Raw genomic sequence first — 19,678 nt, 5'->3', positions numbered from 1 at the left:
GAGCCACTCGAGGGGCGCTGGCTGGATGCCCGTCATTGGCGCGGACGCTATGATGTGCCTGAGGGAGAGGCCTATGAGGCCTTGCGTGGACCCCTCCCGCTGCGGGTCAGTGTCCGGTCGCGTCGTGGCGCTTGGACCGATGCCGATCCGCAAGCCAGCGGAGCCCAGCCGAATGAGGATCACCAATTACTGGTCGACCGGATTCCCGCTCATCTGGCCCGTATTGACGTGCGGGCCGGTGGGCGACTGGCCTATCGTGCAGAATGGTCGGGTGGTCCCGACTATGAGGCGGAGCGGGAATTGACGGCGCTCGCGCTCGGCGCGCCGGTTCGTACGCTTGATGTGGATGTGGCGCGAACGGTCAGTGAAACCGGCGACGGTCGTATGCGGCTCGAATTCTCGGCTCCACTGGCCGCCGCCCCGAGTGTCACGGTGGGCGGTGCGACGGCCGAGGTGAGCGGTGAAGCGACGCGCTGGCAGGCGCGTTTCGACCTTGAGGAAGCGTCGAGTCTGCGTGACGAGAATGGCGATCTGGCTGTGACCATCAGCCTGGAAGGGCAGCCACTGGATGCGGACCCGGCGACCGCGGTCACGATCAATGACCCGTCGCAATGGGGTTCGGGTTTGTACTGGGCTGGGCTGGAGGCGATGCGAGCCGGGGTCACTGCCGCCGATGGCGGGCCGGACACCTGGCACAGGCTTGGTGAGGGCCCGGCGCTGTCTTTCCTGATCATTCTTGACGGGTCGGGCTCGATGAATGACGCCAACCGGCTCACCAATGCCAGGGCAGGTATCACGCAGACCTTTGAAAACCTTCCCGAAGATCAGCTGATCGAGTTTGCCGCTGTGGTCTTCAGTGGTTGCGGCGGCTTCACGACCCGGCGCTTCACACGGGATGCCGACGGCATTCGCGACTTCCTGGTTTCAGCCTCCGCGGGCGGTGGGACACCCCTTGCTGCCGCGCATGCCCAGGCTCGCGGATTGTTCACCAGCTTCGCTGATCCGCGGGCACAGGAATGGCGTTATGCCAGCTTCACGGATGGCGCAGAGACCTGTGAGGGCAACGTTACCGGCGCGATCCGGGAGCTGGAGGCGGTCCTGTCCCGTCACCAGGCGCCCGATGCGACGCCGCCGCCAGCGCCTGACCGGGGTCCAGCGCCGCAGCCGCCGGTCAATTGTCAGGCGGAGACGTGGTCAGGCTATGCCGTGGACGTCGAGGATGGTGGCCGTCATCTTGACCGTATCACCCTGACAGAACACAGCTATATCGAACGCGTCCTGCCGGACGGACGGTGCCTGGCTGTGTATGAGGTCAAGGATTACGGCGTCTATTACGGTCGAAGCCGGCAATCCGGCCTGCGTTGGGGCATCAATTCCCGACCCAGTGAGACGATGACCGATGTCGGCCGCAGCTCGCGAGGGCAGGCGGATATGGACCGGGTTCGCAATCGAGCCAATCAGGCGCGTGGCGGTCTGATGCCATTGCCGCAGGCGCGTCAGCGCGTCGGTGATGCGGTGACCCGGGCCGAGCCGGAGAACGGATAATGGCGGTGTTTCATCTCCCCCGTCTTCATCCTGCTCAAAGTGGCTTCTTTGTGGGGGTCTTTATGCTGGTCTGTGTGACCCTGGTCAGCGCCCCCGGGGTTCGGGCACAGACCCGATTGGATCCAAACGAGATCGTCACGATCGAACTGGATGAAGACGGTGCCGCCGAGATCAGCCTGCGTCTGGAAAGGCCGGCGCAGATTCGCTTCGATGTGTTTTCGGGCCCCGACGCTCTGGTCGATGTCACCATCCTGGAGATGGCCGATGATCAGACGGTCGAGAATCAGGACCGGAGCGAAGTGATGGTTCTGGGCCCGGGGCGTCATCGCCTGGAGCTCGCCGGATCGGGTCCGGACGGACCGGCCGGCGGCGTGGTGCAGGGGCGGATCTTTGCCCGACCGCCCAATGATGCCTTCGAACCCAATGACGATATCGAGCAGGCGCGCGAGACTGAACTGCCCTTTCACAGCGTGATCCGGCTCGCCAATCAGGACTGGGACTGGTTCCGGGTCGACCCGCCTCGGCGAGGCGTATTGGGCATCCAGCTGCATTCCTGGCGGGGGGGGTATTTCGGGCCCGAAATCCGTGTCGTCGACGAGGATGGGGAGGTTTTGTATGTCTCGCCATCGGAAAATGGTGGCTGGAGCGGCATGCGATATGTCGAGGTCACGGGGCGTCCTGTCTTCGTCGGGGTGACCGATCCGGGCACCTGGCACGATCAGCAGACAGACGGCTACAAGTCGCTCGAAATCATCATGATCGAGCCGCTGGGCCGGATGATGGGTCAGTTGATAACCCTGGGCGTGGAAGCGGATGACCCGTCTCTCTACCAACTTGCCCAGATCGGGAATGCGCTGGGTGTCGAGCTGCGAGCCGCGAATGAGGCCGAGGCCGTCGCAAGCGAGCTCTCAAGGGTGGTTGAAGGCCGGGGACGCCGCGGTGTGCCGCCGCTTCTCCTGGCGGGCCTGGGATTATTGGTACTCCTGGGCGGCCTTGGTGGCGGCATCTGGTTCTGGCGGCGCCGGACGCCTGCCGCCCCGCCCGGATAGCGTGCTTCGATAGCCAAGGCAGGGTCGGTCAGCGCGTCCAGACCGGGCTTGCCGGTCTGTCTCGCCGTCACAATCCCGATCTTCCTCGCGCCCGTCATGCGGACCTGGCGGATCGCGCCTTGCGCTCTGTTATCGCCATCTCGCTGCATGCGCGGCGGCGGCAAGCCCGGCCAGACCGGCATCTCCGGCCTACCGGGAAAGCGCGTTTGAGAAATCGTGCAGACGTTCTATACAAAAATTGCGGGTTTGGCTCTCTGCGGAGAGGTCCATACTGATCACCCAGGCTCTGGCGGTGTTGGTTGAAGGTCATGACAGGGTTGGTATGAGGAAAAAGCCACAGCCTACGATCAAGGATGTCGCCGAGTTTGCGTCGGTTTCTCCAATGACCGTGTCGCGCGTTCTCAACGACCAGGGCATGGTGAAGGAAGCCACACGCAAGCGCGTCCTCGAGGCGATGCGTGCCTTGAACTATCGACCCAATCTGATGGCGCGCAGCCTTGCCGGACGGTCCGGCCTGTTCATCGGTCTCATCTATCGCAATCCGAGTTACGGCTATCTCAGCGAATTCCTGCTGGGTGCGCTCAGCAGCTGCCGGCGGCTTGGCCACAATCTCGTCGTCGAGGAACCTTTTCTCGACCGCAACCTGGTCAATCTCGAACTGATCGAGCGACGCTTTCTCGATACGAGTATCCAGGCCCTGATCGTCGTTCCGCCGCTGTCCGATGATCCGCAGCTGATTGATGTCCTGGAGAGGACCAAGATTGCCTATGTCTGTGTGAGCCCCCGGCTCGGCACCTTTGCCGGGGCCAGTGTCGGCATGGATGACATTGCCGCGGCACGGGAGATGACATCGTATTTGCTGGATCTCGGGCATGACCGGATCGGCTTGATCAAGGGGCCGGCGGATCACCGGGCGAGTGAGCTTCGCCTCACCGGATACACGCAGGCTCTCGCCGAGCGCGGTATTCCGGTTGACCCCAGTATTCTGGGCGAGGGCAATTTCACCTATGTCTCGGGAATGCACGCCGCGAAAGCGATCCTGCAGGCTGATAACCCGCCGACAGCGATCTTTGCCAGCAATGACGATATGGCGGCGGGCGCGATCGCCACGGCGCACCAGTCCGGACTCCGCGTGCCGGAGGATGTTTCCGTTGTCGGCTTTGATGATACGGCAACCGCTTCGGCCGTCTGGCCGCCACTGACCACGATCCGCCAGCCCATCCGGAAAATGGCCGATGCGGCGATCGAGACACTCGAGCGCCTTGTCGCCGGGGCGAACTCCCCTTCCAAGGTGCCGCCACAGAAATTGTGCCTGCCCCACAAGCTGATTGTGCGGGAGTCCACCGCGGCGCCGAAACCGCCCGCCCTGGCGTCTGCGCGAAAGCGGTCGGTCTAGGTCCGCTTCTGCAGGTATTCCGCATGATCCTCGAATTGCTCGAGGCATTTCTGCATCGCGCGCCGGATTTCCGTCATGCGCTTTTCGAGCATGTCATCGGCCAAATGGTTGATGACCGGGTGATAGCGCTTGGGCCGGATATTCTGCCCCTCGAATACGGCAAACCAGCTGTGTTCACCGAACAGCTCATTGTCATGCCGGTAGAGGCGGCCATTTTCCTTATATATATCAATTCTTTGGCGAAGGGTTTCCGGCAGGTCCATCGTCCGAACGTGATTCCAGAGCGGGCTGTCTGTGCGCTGGGTGGCGCAATAGTGGAGAATGATGAAATCGCGAACCTGTTCGAACTCGGCGAGCGTGCGATCATTGTAGTATTCGATATCCCGCTCGTTGAAGATCTTGTCGGGGAAATTGGTCATCAGGCGGGCGATGGCGGTCTGGATCAGGTGGATTGATGTGGACTCCAGCGGTTCAAGGAAGCCGCTCGCCAGGCCCAGGGCGACGACATTCTTGTTCCAGGGCTTCTTTCGAATACCGGTCTTGAACCGCAGGAAACGTGGATCCGAGATTGGCGCACCATCGAGGCCGGATTTCAGCGTGTCATAGGCCTCATCATCACTGATATAGTCGCTGCAATAGACATGGCCATTGCCCAGCCGGTTTTGCAGCGGGATACGCCATTGCCAGCCAGCCTTGTGCGCGGTCGACCGCGTGAACGGGGTCAGTGGTCCGGCGAGTTCGCACGCCTGGGCGACGGCCCGGTCGACAGGCAGATAGTGAGACCAGTCATCATAGCCTGACTTCAGTGTCTGCTCGGTCAGCAGGCCACGGAAGCCGGTGCAGTCGATGAAGAGCTCGCCCGCAACAGTCTCGCCTGACTCCAGTTTGAGACTTTCGATAAAGCCGTCCTCTGGGCGCTGCCTGACCTCGACGACCTTGCCTTCAATGCGTTCCACGCCACGCGATTCAGCGACTTCGCGCATGTATTTGCCATAGAGGCTGGCATCGAATTGGTAAGCGTATTCGATATTGGCGAGCGGGGAGCCGCGCAGATTGGGTTGCGGGTGGGCGAACTTGTTCAGCTTCGATGCCAGTACCTGGATATTATAGTCGTCGATCGGCGCGGCATCCGGATTCTGGATATGGCGGAGCCAGAAATGGTGGAAATGGATTCCATCCATATTCACCCCATAAGGGCTGAAGGGGTGGAAGTAGCGATCGCCTACCTGACCCCAATTCACAAACTCGATGCCGAGCTTGAAGGTCGCATTCGTCCGGCGCAGATATTCCTTCTCGTCCAGACCGACCAGTTGGTTGAAATACCGGATATGCGGGATCGTCGCCTCACCGACACCCACCGTTCCGATCTCGTCGGACTCGACGAGACGGATCTTGATGGTCGGGTCTCGCAAAAGGATGGAAAACGCCGCGGCGGCCATCCAGCCTGCCGTCCCGCCGCCGACAATCACGATCTCTTTGATGTTCTGGTCTTGCATGCTTATCGCCCATTCCCACTAAGCGTTTGCGCCGGGCTGTCCAAACTGTCGAGGAAAGCGCGATGCGATTGCATCTGGTCCACCGCCCGCCCCATGGCCGACTGCATCGACTGGAGGCTGTGCGTGATCTTGGCACGGTCAACCGTGCTCACGATCGGATCAATTGATTTTGGCATGATGTTCTGCCCCAGCAGGACCGCGATCCAGCTCGGTTTCGAGAACAGTTCGTCATCATAGCGAAAAACGCGCCCGGCCTCGCGGAAAAGTTCGATACGCCTGGTCAATGAGTCCGGGACGTCCATCGTTCGGGTGTAGTTCCAGAAGGGTGTGTCATCCCGCTCAGTGGCCTTGTAGTGCAGGATAATGAAGTCGCGCACCTGCTCGAACTTCTTCTCCAGCATGCGGTTATACTCGTCGCGAACGACGGATGGCATGCGGGCTGTCGGAAACAGGGCGATGAACTTGCTGATTCCCTCTTGAATCAGGAAGAGAGAGGTCGATTCCAGGGGTTCGAGAAAGCCGCCGGACAGGCCGATCGCGACACAATTCTTCTCCCAGAACTTCGTGCGGTGACCGGTCTGGAAGGCGATCTTGCGCGGCGATCCGATTGCCGGGCCATCGAGATCATCCATCAGGCTTTGAACGGCCTCGTCATCGCTCATCAGCTTGCTGGAATAGATATGCCCGTTCCCCGTGCGATGCTGTGTGGGGATGCGCCATTGCCAGCCGGCCTTCTTGGCCGTGGAGATTGTATAGGGCAGGGGGTCGCCGGATGACTCGCAGGCAACCGCCTGTGCGGTGTCGCAGGGCAGCCAGTGAGACCAGTCCTTGAAGTCGATGCCCAGCGTCTTGTTGATGAGCAGGCCGCGAAAGCCCGTACAGTCGAAGAAGAGATCGCCATCGACGGATGAGCCGTCTTCCAGCTCTATACGGGTGATATCGCCGGTTTCCGCATGTTGGTGAACCTGGGTGACCTTGCCCTCGATCCGTTGGGCACCGCGTGTCTCTGCATAGCCACGGAGATAGCGCGCATAGGCGGTGGCGTCGAAATGATAGGCATAGCGCAGCTGGGACAGGACGGATCGCGGATTGGCTTCCGGTCTGGCAAATTTTCCGGCCGCCGCGGCGCGGGCGCTGAGGCTGAAATCCTCAATTGTGCTGGCGGGATTGTCCTGTTGGTAGCGCAGCCAGAATTGATGGAAATCAATCCCGTTCATATCGGCACCATGCACACCGAACGGATGGAAATAGGCTTCGCCCTGGCGGGCCCAGTTCACGAATTTGATGCCGAGTTTGAACGTCCCGTTGGTCGCCTTCAGGAATTCGGCCTCGGGAATACCCAGGATCGCATTGAAGTGGATGATGTCGGGGATGGTTGCCTCGCCGACCCCGATTGTGCCGATCTGTTCGGACTCGACCAGCGACACGCGAACGCTGTCCGGCGGCAATAGACTCGACAGGGCTGCGGCCGTCATCCAGCCCGCCGACCCGCCGCCGACAATGACGATGCGCTTGATATTGCCAGGCGGGGTATCAGACATGGTTTTTCTTTTCGAGATACTGCTTGAGCTTGGCCACATAGATGTGGTGCGGCGGCATTTTGGGTATGAGCTGTTTGATCGTCTCGCTCATATGGGTCAAATTCCGTTCGGTCTCGTCTTTCGAAATCCGGTCGACCTGCCGGTCATACTGACTCGGGACCCGGCCCATTCCCATGTGCGCGATGGTCCAGTCCTCGTCATTGAAGGGCTCGAGATCGTAGCGGGTCAGAATTCCCCGGTTCGTGAATTGCGTGATTTTCCGTTCGAGCTTCTCGTTGTGTGGCTTGGACAAGGCGTCTCGCCAATAGCTGGAGGCGGGCGCGTCGCTGCCGGACAATAGCGCATCATGAAACATGGTGATGTGGGCCGTGTCCTCGCGAAAGCGCCGGTTGAACTCCTTTTGTTCAACGGTCATGTCGTCGAGCACCGGGATGAGTTCCAGCAAGCGCTCGATATCGCGTTGAAGCATGATCATCGGCGCCGGGGTGAGCGGCTCGACCACCGAAGCGGCATGGCCGATCGCCACGCAATTCCCGACCCAGGCATTCGTCAGATGACCAAGCTCGACGGTGAAGTGTGCGTCCGGGTTCTCGGCTGTGTCAGCCGGGCCGACATGCAGCACGTGTTCGCCGTTCTGGAGGAAGGCTTTTGACGTCCAGCCGAGGGCATTGGTCTCGATCTCTCGGCACGGCGGACCGAGCTGATCGGTGGCGCGGGTCGTTTTGGCGGCGCCGATCGTCCGTTCGGCGTTGAAGCGGCCTCCCACGCTGTTGATGGCGCGCCTTGAGGGGCCGCTTGCGTCGATGAACAGGCTCGCCGTCACGGTCTCGCCAGTGTCCAGCTGAATGGCGGTGAGCCGACTGCCTTCGGCCTCGATCGAGCGAATGTCGGCATCCAACCGCCGGACGTGAGTGTTCGCAAGCTGGGCGTCGACAAGCCGGGTCAGCTCGCAAGGGTCTGTCTGATAGCCGTATTCAGCTTGCGACAGGGCATTTCCCGGATCCGAAGGCGGGTGGGCGAAGCGCCCGGCAAGCGCGGCCTGCGCCGAGACCAGCAGGGGCTGAAGGGCAGCGGAAGCGCGTGTCACATGGTGAAATAGAGGGATGCCCGAAATCGTCTTGAACGGCGCGTGATGACATTGCAGCCAGCTGTGCGAAGACAGCCATTTGCGGAAATGGCAGCCATAGGAAAAGGAGGCGGCGCTTTTCAGCAGAAGTGTCGGTTCATCCAGCCCCAGTCGACGCAGAAAATTGTAGCTCGCCGGGTCGGTTGCGTTTCCATAGAGCACGTCTTCCTGCGGCACGGCCGCGCCGCGGACCTGGATGATCCCGCAGGTTTCGTCCAGGCCTCTGGCGAGGCTGAGCGCTGTCAGGCTGGCGGCCAGGCCGCTGCCGCAGACGATGATGGATCGGGTCGGTGTGTTGGTCGGTTCCGGCACGGGCGCGGGCTCACATTCCGTTTGCAAGGATGGGCGCTGAAGCGGATGCCGCGCCATAACGGCGCAGGAATTCAGCCTGCGTCGGCGTCGCTTCGACGGCGCGCCTTGTTTCCTGATCTATCTCGTCCAGCCGCCGTTTCACGTCCGCGAGCGGATATTTGTCGATACGGGGGTCGTGATCGGTGGGGAGGAGGTTCTGCCCCAGCATGACCGCGATCCAGCTTGGCGGCAGAAAGACGCCGAACTCGTATTTCAGGACATAACCGCGCGACGACCAGGCGGCGATTTTCTCCTGCAAGCTGGCGGGCAGCTCCATGGCCTGGAAATAGCGCCACATCTCACTGTCATCCCGCTGGGTCGCGACGTAGTGGAGAAGCAGAAAATCTCTCACGCGTTCGAAGTTCAAGGCCATCCGGTCATTGTATTCGGCGATGTCCAGCGGGTTAATCGTCTGGCTCGGGAAGAGCTCGATCAGCGACGTTATGCCTTCCTGGATAAGGTGGATGGATGTGGACTCAAGCGGTTCGAGGAAGCCGGCTGACAAGCCGATGCTGACCACATTGCGATTCCAGAATTTCTTGCGGCGGCCGGTCTTGAAGAAAAGTTGTTTGGGTTCGGCCAGCGCCGGGCCTTCCAGCGAACTCATCAACTGGTGGGCGGCCTCATCATCGGAGATGAACTCATTCCAGTAGACATGACCATTGCCGGTCCGGTGCTGAAGCGGGATACGCCATTGCCAGCCGGCCGTGCGGGCCGTGGCGCGGGTAAAGGGCAGGAGCTCGCCTCTCGATTCACACGGGACGGCGATGGCGCGGTTGCAGGGCAGCCATTGGCTCCAGTCGTCATAACCGGTCTCCAGCGCCTGCTCGATCAGCACACCGCGAAAGCCCGAGCAATCGACAAACAGGTCGGCGGTCACCCGTGACCCGTCCTCGAGCTTGACGGAATTGACGTCGCCGGACTCGCTGTCGAGGTCGACATCGACAACACGGCCTTCGAGCCGTCGAACACCCTTGTCCTCGCTGTATGACCTGAGGAAGCGGGCATAGAGGCTGGAATCGAACTGGTAGGCGTAGCCGAAATTCGAGCCGATCTTGTTGGGGTCATCGCCCGGGATCTGGAAGCGCCCGTTCTCGGCTGCCACGATCGGGTAGGAATAATCACTGAGACGCCGGGCCTGGCCAGCCTTCTGTAACTTCAGCCAGAACTGGTGAAAGTCCAGATCATCGAGCGGGAGACCGTAATCCCCGAAAGGGTGAATATAATGGTCGCCGCGCTGGCCCCAGTCGCAGAATTCGATCCCGAGCTTGAACGTGGCCTCGGTGGATTTCATGAAGGTCGGTTCGTCGATCCCCAGCGCCTGATTGAAAAACCGGATGTGTGGCAAGGTTGCCTCACCTACGCCAACGGTTCCGATCTGATCGGATTCAACGAGCGTGATTTCCAGGCCTAAACTTTTGAACTTGTTGGATAGGGCGGCGGCAGTCATCCAACCCGCGGTTCCACCGCCAAGAATACAAATTCGCGAAATCGCACTCACGTCCGATCCTTATGACTACCAAACGGCAATCTCACTATGGATCGCCTATTGCAAAAATGAAAGGAGTAATGATAACGTTACCATCTTCGGTGATATCCGATGCCCGTTTTGGGTAAAAAAATAAAGACTTGCGTCTAGGGGAGGAACTAAGTGACCAAATCGAAGAAGGCTGACCGCTGGCGGTCAACGCGATATGCCCTGCTGGGAACGACAGCCATGGTTGCCACCTTGGCTGCTCAACCTGCCATGGCGCAGGAAGCAGAAACCGCTAACGAAGAGAGTGAGACGTCCCAGGAAGTCATCACGATCCAAGGCGTCCGGGGCGCACTGCTCACGGCTCGTAACACCAAACGTGAAGCTGACACATTCGTAGACTCGATCACCGCGTCTGACGTGTCCCAACTGCCGGACCTGTCCGTGGCTGAAGCCCTGGCACGCGTGCCGGGTGTTGTGGTCCAGCGGTTCGTGCTTGGCGGCAGCGACGGCGACTTCCCGTCGCCTGAAGGCTCCGGCAACATTGTCCGCGGCCTGCAGTATGTTCGGTCCGAATTCAATGGCCGCGACGCGTTCTCGGCAAATGGTGGCCGTGCCCTGGAATGGGCCAGTATTCCGCCTGAGCTGATCGGCTCCGTCGACGTGTTCAAGAACCAGACGGCTGACATGCTCGAAGGGGGTATTGCCGGTACCGTCAATCTGCGCACGCTCGAGCCGTTCGACCGTGACGGCCAGATCGCGATCCTCGCGGCTGACGGAACCTATGCGGACCTCGCTGAGGAATGGAGCCCGGGCTACAGCGCGATCTTTGGTGATCGCTGGAGCAATAATTCGGGTGACTTCGGAATTCTGGCGTCATTCTCGACGTCCGAGCTGCAGTCGCGCATCAATGGCTTCCAGTATGGCCAGCTGATGGCGATTCCGAACCCGGACAATGCGGGAACCACAATGGCTCTGCCCGGTGGCTGGCAGGCACGTGATGCCGAAATCGGCCGCGAGCGCGACAGTTACTATCTTGCGGGCCAGTGGCGCTCGCCGAATGGTGACATCGAGCTCACGCTGAAGGCGACCCGGGTCGAGAATTTCGTTCAGACCGATGAGCGCACGCTCGAATTCTTCACCGATGCGGAGTCGTGGAATGTGTGGTCGGTGCTCGGCGATTCGAGCACGCGCAACATCACGCCCTTCACCTCTGCCGGCATCCCGCGCTGTAATGGTAATGGCGAAGCCGCCAATGGTGGCGTCGGGATCTGCGAAAGCCTGATCGGTGTCGATGGCGGCCTGATGGAATCGGGCATGGTTTCCAACAATCTTCGCGATTGGCTGGGCCAGACCGGTAACCTTCAGACTCCGCTCCAGTCGCTTGCAATTGCGCAAACGAATGAGTCGATGACGCAGGACTTCAGCGCCAATCTTCAATGGCGTGTGAACGAGCGTCTGTATGTCGAGCTGGATGCTCAATACACCGAAGCCGAAGCCACCATGACCCGGCTCTGGGCGGGTGGTAACCACTTCGCCGATTACCGGTTCGATTTCTCGGACGCCGAGAATCCGGAGATTGAGCTCTTCCTGTCCGACCAGGTGCGTCTGGCTGACTGGGGTGGCACTTTCCGTGGTGCTGATCCGGGTGTGCTGGGTGATCTCGGCGATCCGCGTTACGCATTCCTGCTGTATGCGGCCGACCAGTTCGAGGACAATACGGGCGATCTGACGGCCTTCCGGGCTGATGCCGAATACGAGTTCGGTGATGATGGCTGGTTTGACTCCGTTCAGTTCGGTGCGCGCTTCTCCGAGCGTGAGCAGATCAACCGCAGTGCGGGCCTGAACTGGGCCGGCATCGCGCCGCCATGGAGTGGTGGCTACCTGCCTTACGCGAACCGTGTAGACGCCGACGCCTATGATGTCGCCGACTTCTCCGGCTTCATGGATGGTAACGTGTTCCAGGGTGACATCACCTCGATCGTCTTCCCGAGCCGTGTCCAGATGCAGGACTATGAGGCCTTCGTGGCCTCTCTCGCCGCTGAGCCGCTGATGGGTGGCGGCATTAATGGTGACGGCAACCTGCAGGTCGGCGACTGGGTTCCGCTCCGTCAGAATGGTGTGGTTGACTACGTCAATCGCGGCATTGACGGGTCGGTCAAGGAGCAGACGACCAACTTCTATGGTCGGATGAATTTCGGCCAGGAGTTCAGCAATGGCCAGTCGGTCACGGGTAATTTCGGTCTGCGCTATGTGCGCACCGACACGACCGGTGGCGGATTCGTCGGCTATGCAGAACTTGCGGAAGATGATCCGCTTGACGCGACGCAGCCCCGCGACTTCCTCCCGGAGACCGCGGCTTATCTTGATCAGGCCAATCAGGCGAACACGATCGACAACAGCTATGAGTACTGGCTGCCGTCCTTCAATGTCCGCTGGGACCTGAATGATGAGATGATTGTCCGCTTTGCAGCCAGCCAGGCGATCTCGCCTGCCAATATTGCAAACCTCAATTCCAACCGCGGCGTTTCTGCCGAGCTTGGCTTTGTCGTTGACAATACGGCTACGCCGCCGGCCATCGCCGATATCGTTCTTGGTGGCATCAACGAGGTCGGCGGAAATCCGACCCTCGATCCGGTTGAAGCGACAAACTTCGACCTGTCCTATGAGTGGTATTTCGGCTCAGACGGCCTCTTCACCGCTTCGGCCTTCTACAAGGACCTGAGCAACATCATCGTCTATGGCGAGGAAACGATCGATTCGGTGACGCTGGATGGCTACACAGTTCCGGTGACCTATTCGGGCAATCTGAACCTGAATGACGGTACCGTGGAAGGTGTGGAATTCTCCTACCAGCAATTCTTCACCGAGTGGCCGGGTCTGTTCGGAAACCTGGGTGTCCAGGCGAACATGACATTCCTGACCTCGGAAACCTCGCCGCTGCCTTCGGTCCAGGATGCGGACGGTGATGGCGTTGAAGGCTTCCTCACGGTCTACCGGTGGGGTGTCGACGAGCTGCTCGGACTCTCGGACAAGTCCTACAACCTGATCGGTATCTATCAGGATGATCAGTTCGAGGTCCGCCTCGCCTACAACTGGCGGTCGGCCTACTGGAGTTCCTATCGGGACTTCATCACGGGCAACCCGATCATGCAGGACGATATCGGTTTCCTTGACGCCTCCTTCCGTTGGGACGTCACGGACAGCTTCCAGCTGCGTGTCCAGGCTGCCAATCTGCTCGATACCCGGGCTGCTGCCACCCAGCAGGTCGATGCGGCAGGTCAGAGCTATGCTCGGTCGGTCTTCCAGAACGATCGTCGATTTGAAGTCGGTGTGCGCTACGAATTCTAGTCAGCGCAACAACGCATGATTTCAAATTCTGAAATTGGGGGCAGGTGTAACCACCTGCCCCCTTTTTTGAAGCCCGCCAGACCCTGGCCAGAGTTCAAGCGTGGTTTTTCCGCGTTCTCGCAATCTGTCGCGGTGCGTCGTTTTACCATCAGGTTCCACAACCAAGGCTGAGGGAGCCGTAAGCTCATGATGCCCTTGCACTTTCTTTCATTACTCGTCGCCACCCTGCAGCCGCTGGCGGCAGCGGAGCCGGAAGGCTGGACGCTTGTCTGGGCGGATGAGTTTGAAGCAGACGCTATCGACCCCGGCAAATGGACCTATGACGTGGATTGCTGGGGCGGCGGCAATAATGAGCGTCAATGCTATACTGACCGTCCCGAGAATGCCTTTACCGCCGACGGGCATCTGGTGATCGAGGCTCGCAATGAGTCGTGGACCGGAGATCCTTTCCCGCCACGCTGGGGGCTGACCGGCGATCCCGTCACGCAGGATTTCACGTCCGCGCGTCTGACAACGCGGGGTCTGGCATCCTGGCGCTATGGTCGCTTTGAGATCCGGGCGCAGCTGCCCGGGCACCAGGGTAGCTGGCCGGCCATCTGGATGTTGCCGGAAGAGAGTGTCTATGGCGGTTGGGCAGCGTCTGGCGAGATCGACATCATGGAAGCGGTCAATCTGGGAGAGCCGTGCGACGTCTGCCCGACCGGCCTTGAAACCCGGGTTCTGGGGACGCTTCACTATGGCGGATCTGCGCCGGACAATACCCATTCCGGCGATGCGACCTTTCTCGAGGACCCGACGGGTTTCCATGTCTATGCGATCGAATGGACGCCCGAAGATTTTACCTGGTTTGTTGACGGGGTTCCGTATGCCCGTCAGACGGCGGATGAGTGGTTTACCGAGGGGAGCGCGGCCAGTCAGACCGACGGCGCACCGTTCGACCAGCCATTCCATCTGCTCTTGAACCTCGCGATCGGCGGAAACTGGCCCGAGACGAGCAATCTCGGCGGCGTCTCCGAGGACCATTTTCCAAGACAAATGCGGATTGATTTTGTGCGGGTATATGCTTGCCCGTCCAACCCGGAAACACTGGCAGGATGCCGGCATGGAGGCCAAGATGACTAACAGGATTTCAAGAATCGCTGGACTGCAATTCACCGTTTCGCTCGCTGCGCTCGCGCTCGCGGCGTGTCAGCCGACGGCCGAGGAAGTTGTCGAGCCCCAGATCGAGGCAAGCACGGCGAGCCCCGCGAGTCCCGCGAGCACAGCGAGCACCGAGATTACGGTGTCCAACGGCACAAGCAGTGTCGTCATTGATCCGGCGAATTGGCCGGAAGGCCAATCCGGCGTTGAACGCGACCCGGAAATCGAGGCTTTTGTGGCCGAGCTCGTCTCGCGCATGAGCGTTGAGGAAAAAGTCGGTCAGGTCCTCCAGGCGGACATTTCCACCGTCACACCGGAACTGGCCGCCCAATACCATCTCGGCTCCATTCTCAACGGCGGAAATTCCGGACCGGGGAATGATAATTTCGCACCGCCCGAGGCCTGGCTGGCGCTCGCGGACGAGTATTACACCGTGACCACGGACACGTCGGATGGCGGCGTCGGAATCCCGATCATCTGGGGTACGGATGCCGTTCACGGCCACTCGAATATCGTCGGCGCGACCCTGTTTCCGCACAATATCGGTCTTGGTGCCGCCAATGATCCGGACCTGATCCGCCGCATTGGCGAGGCGACGGCATTGGAAATTCGCGCCACCGGGCAGGACTGGACGTTCGCCCCGACACTGGCCGTCGTGCAGGATGATACCTGGGGGCGGACCTATGAAGGGTATTCCGAACGGCCGGAGATCGTTGCCAATCTGAGCCGCCCCATGGTGGAAGGACTCCAGGGCGTCGCCGGCACGGACGATCTGCTGAGTGGCGATCACATTGTTGCCACCGCCAAACACTGGGTCGGTGATGGTGGAACCGATCGCGGCATCGACCAGGGCGACAACCGGTCCAGCGAAGCGGATATGCGCGACATTCATGCCGCGGGTTACCCGCCGGCAATCGCGGCTGGCGTGCAGACGGTCATGGCATCCTTCAATTCCTGGCATGGCATCAAGATGCACGGCAATGGCGCCATGCTCACCGATGTCCTGGTCGACCGGATGGGGTTTGACGGCTTCGTCATCGGTGACTGGGAAGGCCATGGCCAGATCGCGGGCTGTACCCCGGAAGATTGTCCGCAGGCCCTGCTGGCGGGTGTCGATATGTATATGGCCTCGGGAAGCTGGCGTGGCCTCTATGAGAGCCTCCTGACCCAGGTTCAGGACGGGACCATTCCGATGGAACGCCTCGATGAGGCGGTGACCCGTATCCTGCGCGTGAAGGTGCGTGCCGGCATGTTTGAAGGCGTCGCGCCATCAGAGCGTCAGCACGCCGGGGATTTCGACCTCGTCGGCGGTGACGAGCACCGTGCGCTCGCCCGCGAGGCGGTGCGCAGCTCGCTTGTGCTTCTGAAAAACGATTCCGGCCTTCTGCCGCTCAACCCGACGACCCATATCCTGATCGCCGGAGATGGCGCCGACAATATCGGCAAGCAATCCGGTGGATGGACCATCAATTGGCAGGGCGATGGCCACAGCAATGATGTCTTCCCCGGCGCCCAGTCGGTTTTCGATGGGTTCGAGGAAGTCGTCTCCGAGGCCGGCGGCACGGTCACGGTCAGCGAAGACGGAAGCTATTCTGAACGCCCGGATGTGGCAGTTGTCGTCTTCGGTGAGAATCCCTATGCCGAATTCGTCGGCGACCAGGATTATGTGAACTTCCCTGATGAAACCGGACTGGACCTGCTGAGCCAGTTCCAGGCCGACGGCATCCCCACCGTCGCGGTCTTCATTTCCGGTCGCCCGCTCTGGGTGAATCGTGAATTGAACGCGTCCGACGCCTTCGTCGCGGCCTGGTTGCCGGGCTCTGAAGGCGGCGGTATTGCCGATGTTCTCATTGGTGATGCGGACGGCGAGGCGCGCCACGACTTCGTGGGTCGACTGTCCTATTCATGGCCGCAGCGCGCGGATCAAACGGTTCTGAACCCCCATGATGACGGGTATGATCCGCTCTTCGCCTATGGCTACGGCCTGAGCTATGCGTCTGCCGGCGAGCCGGTTGGTGGTCTCAGCGAAGACAGCGGTCTTGCTGATCTGGGCGGCGAGGGCATGATCGCCCTGGCCGGTGCCGGGCGTGTGCTCGGTGACTATCAGCTGGTGCTGCAGGGCGCCGGTGAGCCGGTGGCGGTGAGTGGACCGGATGCCAGCAGCGATGATGGTCTGGTCAGCGTCACCCTCGATGACCGCGATGTGCAGGATGATAGCCGTCGCATGACCTGGACAGGTGAGGCCTCGGTGCGTGTCGAAGGCGCAACGGCGGCGCTCGACAGCAACAGCCTTCTGCAAATCTCCTATCAGGTGACAAATCGCGGCGAAGGGCCTGTCGGCCTTGCAATGGCTTGCGGCGAAGCGTGTGAAGGCGGTCTGGATGTCACGGCGGGAATCCGCTGGGCCGAGGGCAAGGGTTGGCAGAGTGCTGTCTTGCCGCTGTCCTGTTTTGCGGACGCCGGTGCGGATCTGTCTGCGATCACCGCGCCTCTGGTCATTACCGGATCGGTCGGCCTTGAGTTGTGGATCGACGACGTGTCGATCGGTGGCGAAGCTGACGCCGACATGGCGTGTGAGCTCTAGCACCCACTGCGCGATCTGACTGATGCGTGCAGCCTCGTTCCAGCGAGTGCTGCACGCATCGGTCCGTTTCCGGCGGCTGTACGCCCCCGGCCAACCCGACCCCGGTGCCCAGCGCTGTGACAGGTCTGGAATGCTCACTTGTCTCGGGCAGTCGAGTGTGGACGATGGCGTCCAACAACGGCAGCAACGCCCCGGGAGGACATTATGAGCCAGCGGACAATCGTGATCACAGGGGGAGCCGGCGTGCTCGGGCAGGCTGTCGCTCGCCGGGCCAGTGCCAGCGGCGACCGGGTCGTATTGCTCGACCGTGCCGATATCGGTGAGGCCACTGACCTTGCTGGCGACCTGCGGATTGGCGGGGTTGATCTGACCGACCCGGATTCGGCCGGCAAGGCGTTCGAGACGATTGCTGAAACCTGCGGCGGCATCGACGCGCTGTTGAATATTGCCGGCGGTTTTGCCTGGGAAACGCTCGAGGATGGCTCGGTCGACAGCTGGGAACGCATGTTTGCGATCAATCTGCGCACGGCTGTGACAGCCAGCAAGACGGCCCTGCCATGGCTGAAATCGAGCGGCTCAGGCCGGATTGTCAATGTCGGCGCAGCCGGGGCAATCAAGTCGGACATGGGCATGGGAGCCTATGCGGCGTCGAAGGCCGGCGTTGCGCGCCTGACGGAAAGCCTGTCGCGCGAATTGCTCGGCCAGGTCACGGTGAATGCTGTCTTGCCCTCAATCATCGACACACCGGCCAATCGCGCAGACATGCCCGATGCGGACCCGGCTGACTGGGTGGCTCCGGATGATCTGGCGGCGGCCATCCTCTTTCTCGCCAGCGACGATGCCCGGGCCATTACGGGGGCCTTGCTGCCTGTGACAGGGCGGGTCTGACACAGGGCTCGGCGAAGCGACCCGGCTGACGCGCTGGCCCCGTGCCGGCCGCATGCGGGTGTCGCTCCGGATCAGGAAGTCGGCTAGATCACCTGCATGACCCAAGCTGACACTTTCGAGATATTCCTGGCCGTCGCGCCCGGATTGGAAGCCGTGCTCCGCGAAGAGCTGGTCGAGAAGGGTTTTCGCAAACCCAAATGCGTTGCCGGAGGCGTGACCATCAAGGGCGTCTGGCGCGACGTCTGGCGGGCCAATCTCGAGATCCGCGGCGCCAGCCGCATCCTCGCCCGGATCGCCAGTTTCCGGGTCGTACATCTCGCCCAGCTCGACAAGCTGGCCCGGGAGGTTGACTGGGCGCGCGTGCTGCGCGCCGACAGGCCGGTGCGGGTCGAGGCGAGCTGCAAGGGCTCGAAAATCTATCATGCGGGGGCGGTCAGCGAGCGGGTAGGCAAGGCGATCGCCGGCGCGCTGGACCTGCCGGTCGAAGAGGATGCGCCAGTCTGTGTCCGTGCGCGTATCGAGGACAATGTCTGCACGCTGAGTGTCGATACGTCCGGTGAACTCCTGCATCGCCGCGGCTTCAAGGCCGAGGTCAACAGGGCGCCCATGCGCGAGACCCTGGCGGCGCTCTTCTTGCGGGCTGCCGGCTTTGACGGCAAGCAGGCGCTGGTCGACCCGATGTGTGGTTCGGGGACATTCGTGATCGAGGCTGCCGAGATTGCGGGCGCGCTCATGCCCGGGCGGGGGCGGGCCTTCGCGTTCGAGGATCTGCCGAGCTTCGACGATGCGATCTGGCAATCCGTCAGACAGGCCAGCATGCGGCGGGCCGGGGAATTGTCGGAGGCCTGCCTGGCATTCGGATCGGATCGGGACCCGGGCGCGGTGCGGATGAGCCGGGCCAATGCCGAACGTGCCGGCGTGACGGGACGGACAGACTTCCAGCCGGCTGATATCCGCGAGGTCGAGCCGCCGGATACGCCGCCAGGCCTGGTCATCGTCAATCCGCCCTATGGAACACGGATCAGCAACAAGAAAGCGCTGTACGATCTCTATGGTGCCTTTGGCGACCGGATGCGGGCGCGCTTTGCCGGTTGGCGGGTCGCGCTTGTCACCACGGATGCCGCCCTGGCGCGGGCGACGCGTCTACACTTTGAAACGCTGACCGGCCCGGTCGATCATGGCGGGCTGAAAGTGCGGCTCCATGTGACGCCTGCGCTGCCGTCTGCCCGCTAGTCGGAACTGACCGCGAGCTCGAACGGGCCGACCGGCAGGCCGGCGTGATCATAGAGCGGGCAAAGCGGCGCGTCGGCCCAGCAATAGCGGATATGGGTCACCGTCTCCCCGCTTTCGGCGGGGCTGAGAATGATCCGGTCTGCGACGAGGCGCGCCGGGGCAAAGGCGCACCCCGATGCGGTGCAGGTTTCAAACCCGCCAGGCTGATCCGTGCTCATGGCGCGCAAACCGCCCTCGATATCGGCAAGACGGATCACGATCCGCTCGCCGCTCGCCCGTGCCGAACGCGGTCGCGCGCCCCAGGCTGTGCCGTCCGCATCATGAAGGAGATGCAGGGCGGTGCGCGCGGCGCGGCGTCCGACTTCCTGCTTGTTGGGCGGGTGTATGTCGAGCCGGTCGCCGATATCGATCGTGACCACCAGGCCGGCGCGTGGGTCTGCCTCGGCAACCCGGCGCTGGGCGTCGCGCACCCGGGCCCATCCGGATTCAACGGGCTGGTCGGCG

The 19,678-nt window shown here is 61.5% G+C and carries 11 protein-coding genes and 2 pseudogenes; 8 read left to right on the top strand and 5 right to left on the bottom strand.

Annotated elements, in window-relative coordinates; all coding sequences use genetic code 11:
* The 3 genes and pseudogenes from QZ266_RS13770 to QZ266_RS13760 form a co-directional block, all read left to right on the top strand.
* A pseudogene (locus QZ266_RS13770) lies at nucleotides 1-1,545 on the top strand (hypothetical protein); the annotation flags it as partial.
* Between the two features lie 62 nt (nucleotides 1,546-1,607).
* Nucleotides 1,608-2,594, top strand: a complete 987-nt coding sequence (locus tag QZ266_RS13765) for a hypothetical protein (RefSeq protein WP_295696119.1) — start codon at nucleotides 1,608-1,610, stop codon at nucleotides 2,592-2,594.
* A gap of 322 nt (nucleotides 2,595-2,916) precedes the next feature.
* Nucleotides 2,917-3,990: a LacI family DNA-binding transcriptional regulator gene (locus tag QZ266_RS13760; protein ID WP_295696117.1), complete on the top strand. Its 1,074-nt coding sequence runs from the start codon at nucleotides 2,917-2,919 to the stop codon at nucleotides 3,988-3,990.
* On the opposite strand, the gene QZ266_RS13755 is transcribed toward QZ266_RS13760, so the two are convergent.
* The 4 genes from QZ266_RS13755 to QZ266_RS13740 are packed head-to-tail and all read right to left on the bottom strand — an operon-like array spanning nucleotide 3,987 to nucleotide 10,005.
* A complete protein-coding gene (locus tag QZ266_RS13755; RefSeq protein WP_295696115.1) occupies nucleotides 3,987-5,486 on the bottom strand; it encodes a tryptophan halogenase family protein in 1,500 nt (499 codons plus the stop codon). The two genes, QZ266_RS13760 and QZ266_RS13755, sit on opposite strands and share 4 nt — an antisense overlap.
* Before the next feature lie 2 nt (nucleotides 5,487-5,488).
* Nucleotides 5,489-7,027 (bottom strand): tryptophan halogenase family protein, encoded by a 1,539-nt coding sequence (locus tag QZ266_RS13750; RefSeq protein WP_295696113.1) that lies wholly within the window; start codon nucleotides 7,025-7,027, stop codon nucleotides 5,489-5,491.
* Nucleotides 7,020-8,465, bottom strand: a complete 1,446-nt coding sequence (locus QZ266_RS13745; protein WP_295696111.1) for a tryptophan 7-halogenase — start codon at nucleotides 8,463-8,465, stop codon at nucleotides 7,020-7,022. Before QZ266_RS13745 ends, QZ266_RS13750 begins: the two co-directional genes overlap by 8 nt.
* A 10-nt stretch (nucleotides 8,466-8,475) precedes the next feature.
* Nucleotides 8,476-10,005, bottom strand: coding sequence for a tryptophan halogenase family protein (locus QZ266_RS13740; protein ID WP_295696109.1), 1,530 nt, complete (start codon nucleotides 10,003-10,005; stop codon nucleotides 8,476-8,478).
* A gap of 150 nt (nucleotides 10,006-10,155) precedes the next feature.
* Between QZ266_RS13740 and QZ266_RS13735 the strand changes: the two genes are divergently transcribed.
* From QZ266_RS13735 to QZ266_RS13715, 5 genes are all read left to right on the top strand, one after another.
* A complete protein-coding gene (locus tag QZ266_RS13735; protein WP_295696107.1) occupies nucleotides 10,156-13,329 on the top strand; it encodes a TonB-dependent receptor in 3,174 nt (1,057 codons plus the stop codon).
* Between the two features lie 186 nt (nucleotides 13,330-13,515).
* Nucleotides 13,516-14,451, top strand: coding sequence for a glycoside hydrolase family 16 protein (locus QZ266_RS13730; RefSeq protein ID WP_295696105.1), 936 nt, complete (start codon nucleotides 13,516-13,518; stop codon nucleotides 14,449-14,451).
* Complete coding sequence (locus QZ266_RS13725) at nucleotides 14,444-17,053, top strand: glycoside hydrolase family 3 protein (protein ID WP_295696103.1); 2,610 nt, start codon at nucleotides 14,444-14,446, stop codon at nucleotides 17,051-17,053. The genes QZ266_RS13730 and QZ266_RS13725 overlap by 8 nt, the downstream gene beginning before the upstream one ends.
* Before the next feature lie 204 nt (nucleotides 17,054-17,257).
* A complete protein-coding gene (locus QZ266_RS13720) occupies nucleotides 17,258-17,941 on the top strand; it encodes an SDR family NAD(P)-dependent oxidoreductase (protein WP_295696101.1) in 684 nt (227 codons plus the stop codon).
* A gap of 96 nt (nucleotides 17,942-18,037) precedes the next feature.
* Nucleotides 18,038-19,174, top strand: coding sequence for a THUMP domain-containing protein (locus QZ266_RS13715; RefSeq protein ID WP_295696099.1), 1,137 nt, complete (start codon nucleotides 18,038-18,040; stop codon nucleotides 19,172-19,174).
* Here the strand turns inward: QZ266_RS13715 and QZ266_RS13710 are convergent.
* Nucleotides 19,171-19,678, bottom strand: a pseudogene (locus QZ266_RS13710) (9-O-acetylesterase); the annotation flags it as partial. The gene QZ266_RS13715 and the pseudogene QZ266_RS13710 sit on opposite strands and share 4 nt — an antisense overlap.

It is taken from the genome of uncultured Maricaulis sp. (assembly GCF_905480005.1).
Lineage (GTDB): Bacteria > Pseudomonadota > Alphaproteobacteria > Caulobacterales > Maricaulaceae > Maricaulis.
This window is presented reverse-complemented; position numbering and strand designations above follow the sequence as displayed.

Bases quoted from the DNA above. Each gene is read 5' to 3' on its own strand.
- QZ266_RS13765 (WP_295696119.1), top strand. From the start codon at position 1,608: ATGCTGGTCTGTGTGACCCTGGTCAGCGCCCCCGGGGTTCGGGCACAG.
- QZ266_RS13760 (WP_295696117.1), top strand. From the start codon at position 2,917: ATGAGGAAAAAGCCACAGCCTACGATCAAGGATGTCGCCGAGTTTGCG.
- QZ266_RS13755 (WP_295696115.1), bottom strand. From the start codon at position 5,486: ATGCAAGACCAGAACATCAAAGAGATCGTGATTGTCGGCGGCGGGACG.
- QZ266_RS13750 (WP_295696113.1), bottom strand. From the start codon at position 7,027: ATGTCTGATACCCCGCCTGGCAATATCAAGCGCATCGTCATTGTCGGC.
- QZ266_RS13730 (WP_295696105.1), top strand. From the start codon at position 13,516: ATGATGCCCTTGCACTTTCTTTCATTACTCGTCGCCACCCTGCAGCCG.
- QZ266_RS13725 (WP_295696103.1), top strand. From the start codon at position 14,444: ATGACTAACAGGATTTCAAGAATCGCTGGACTGCAATTCACCGTTTCG.
- QZ266_RS13720 (WP_295696101.1), top strand. From the start codon at position 17,258: ATGAGCCAGCGGACAATCGTGATCACAGGGGGAGCCGGCGTGCTCGGG.
- QZ266_RS13715 (WP_295696099.1), top strand. From the start codon at position 18,038: ATGACCCAAGCTGACACTTTCGAGATATTCCTGGCCGTCGCGCCCGGA.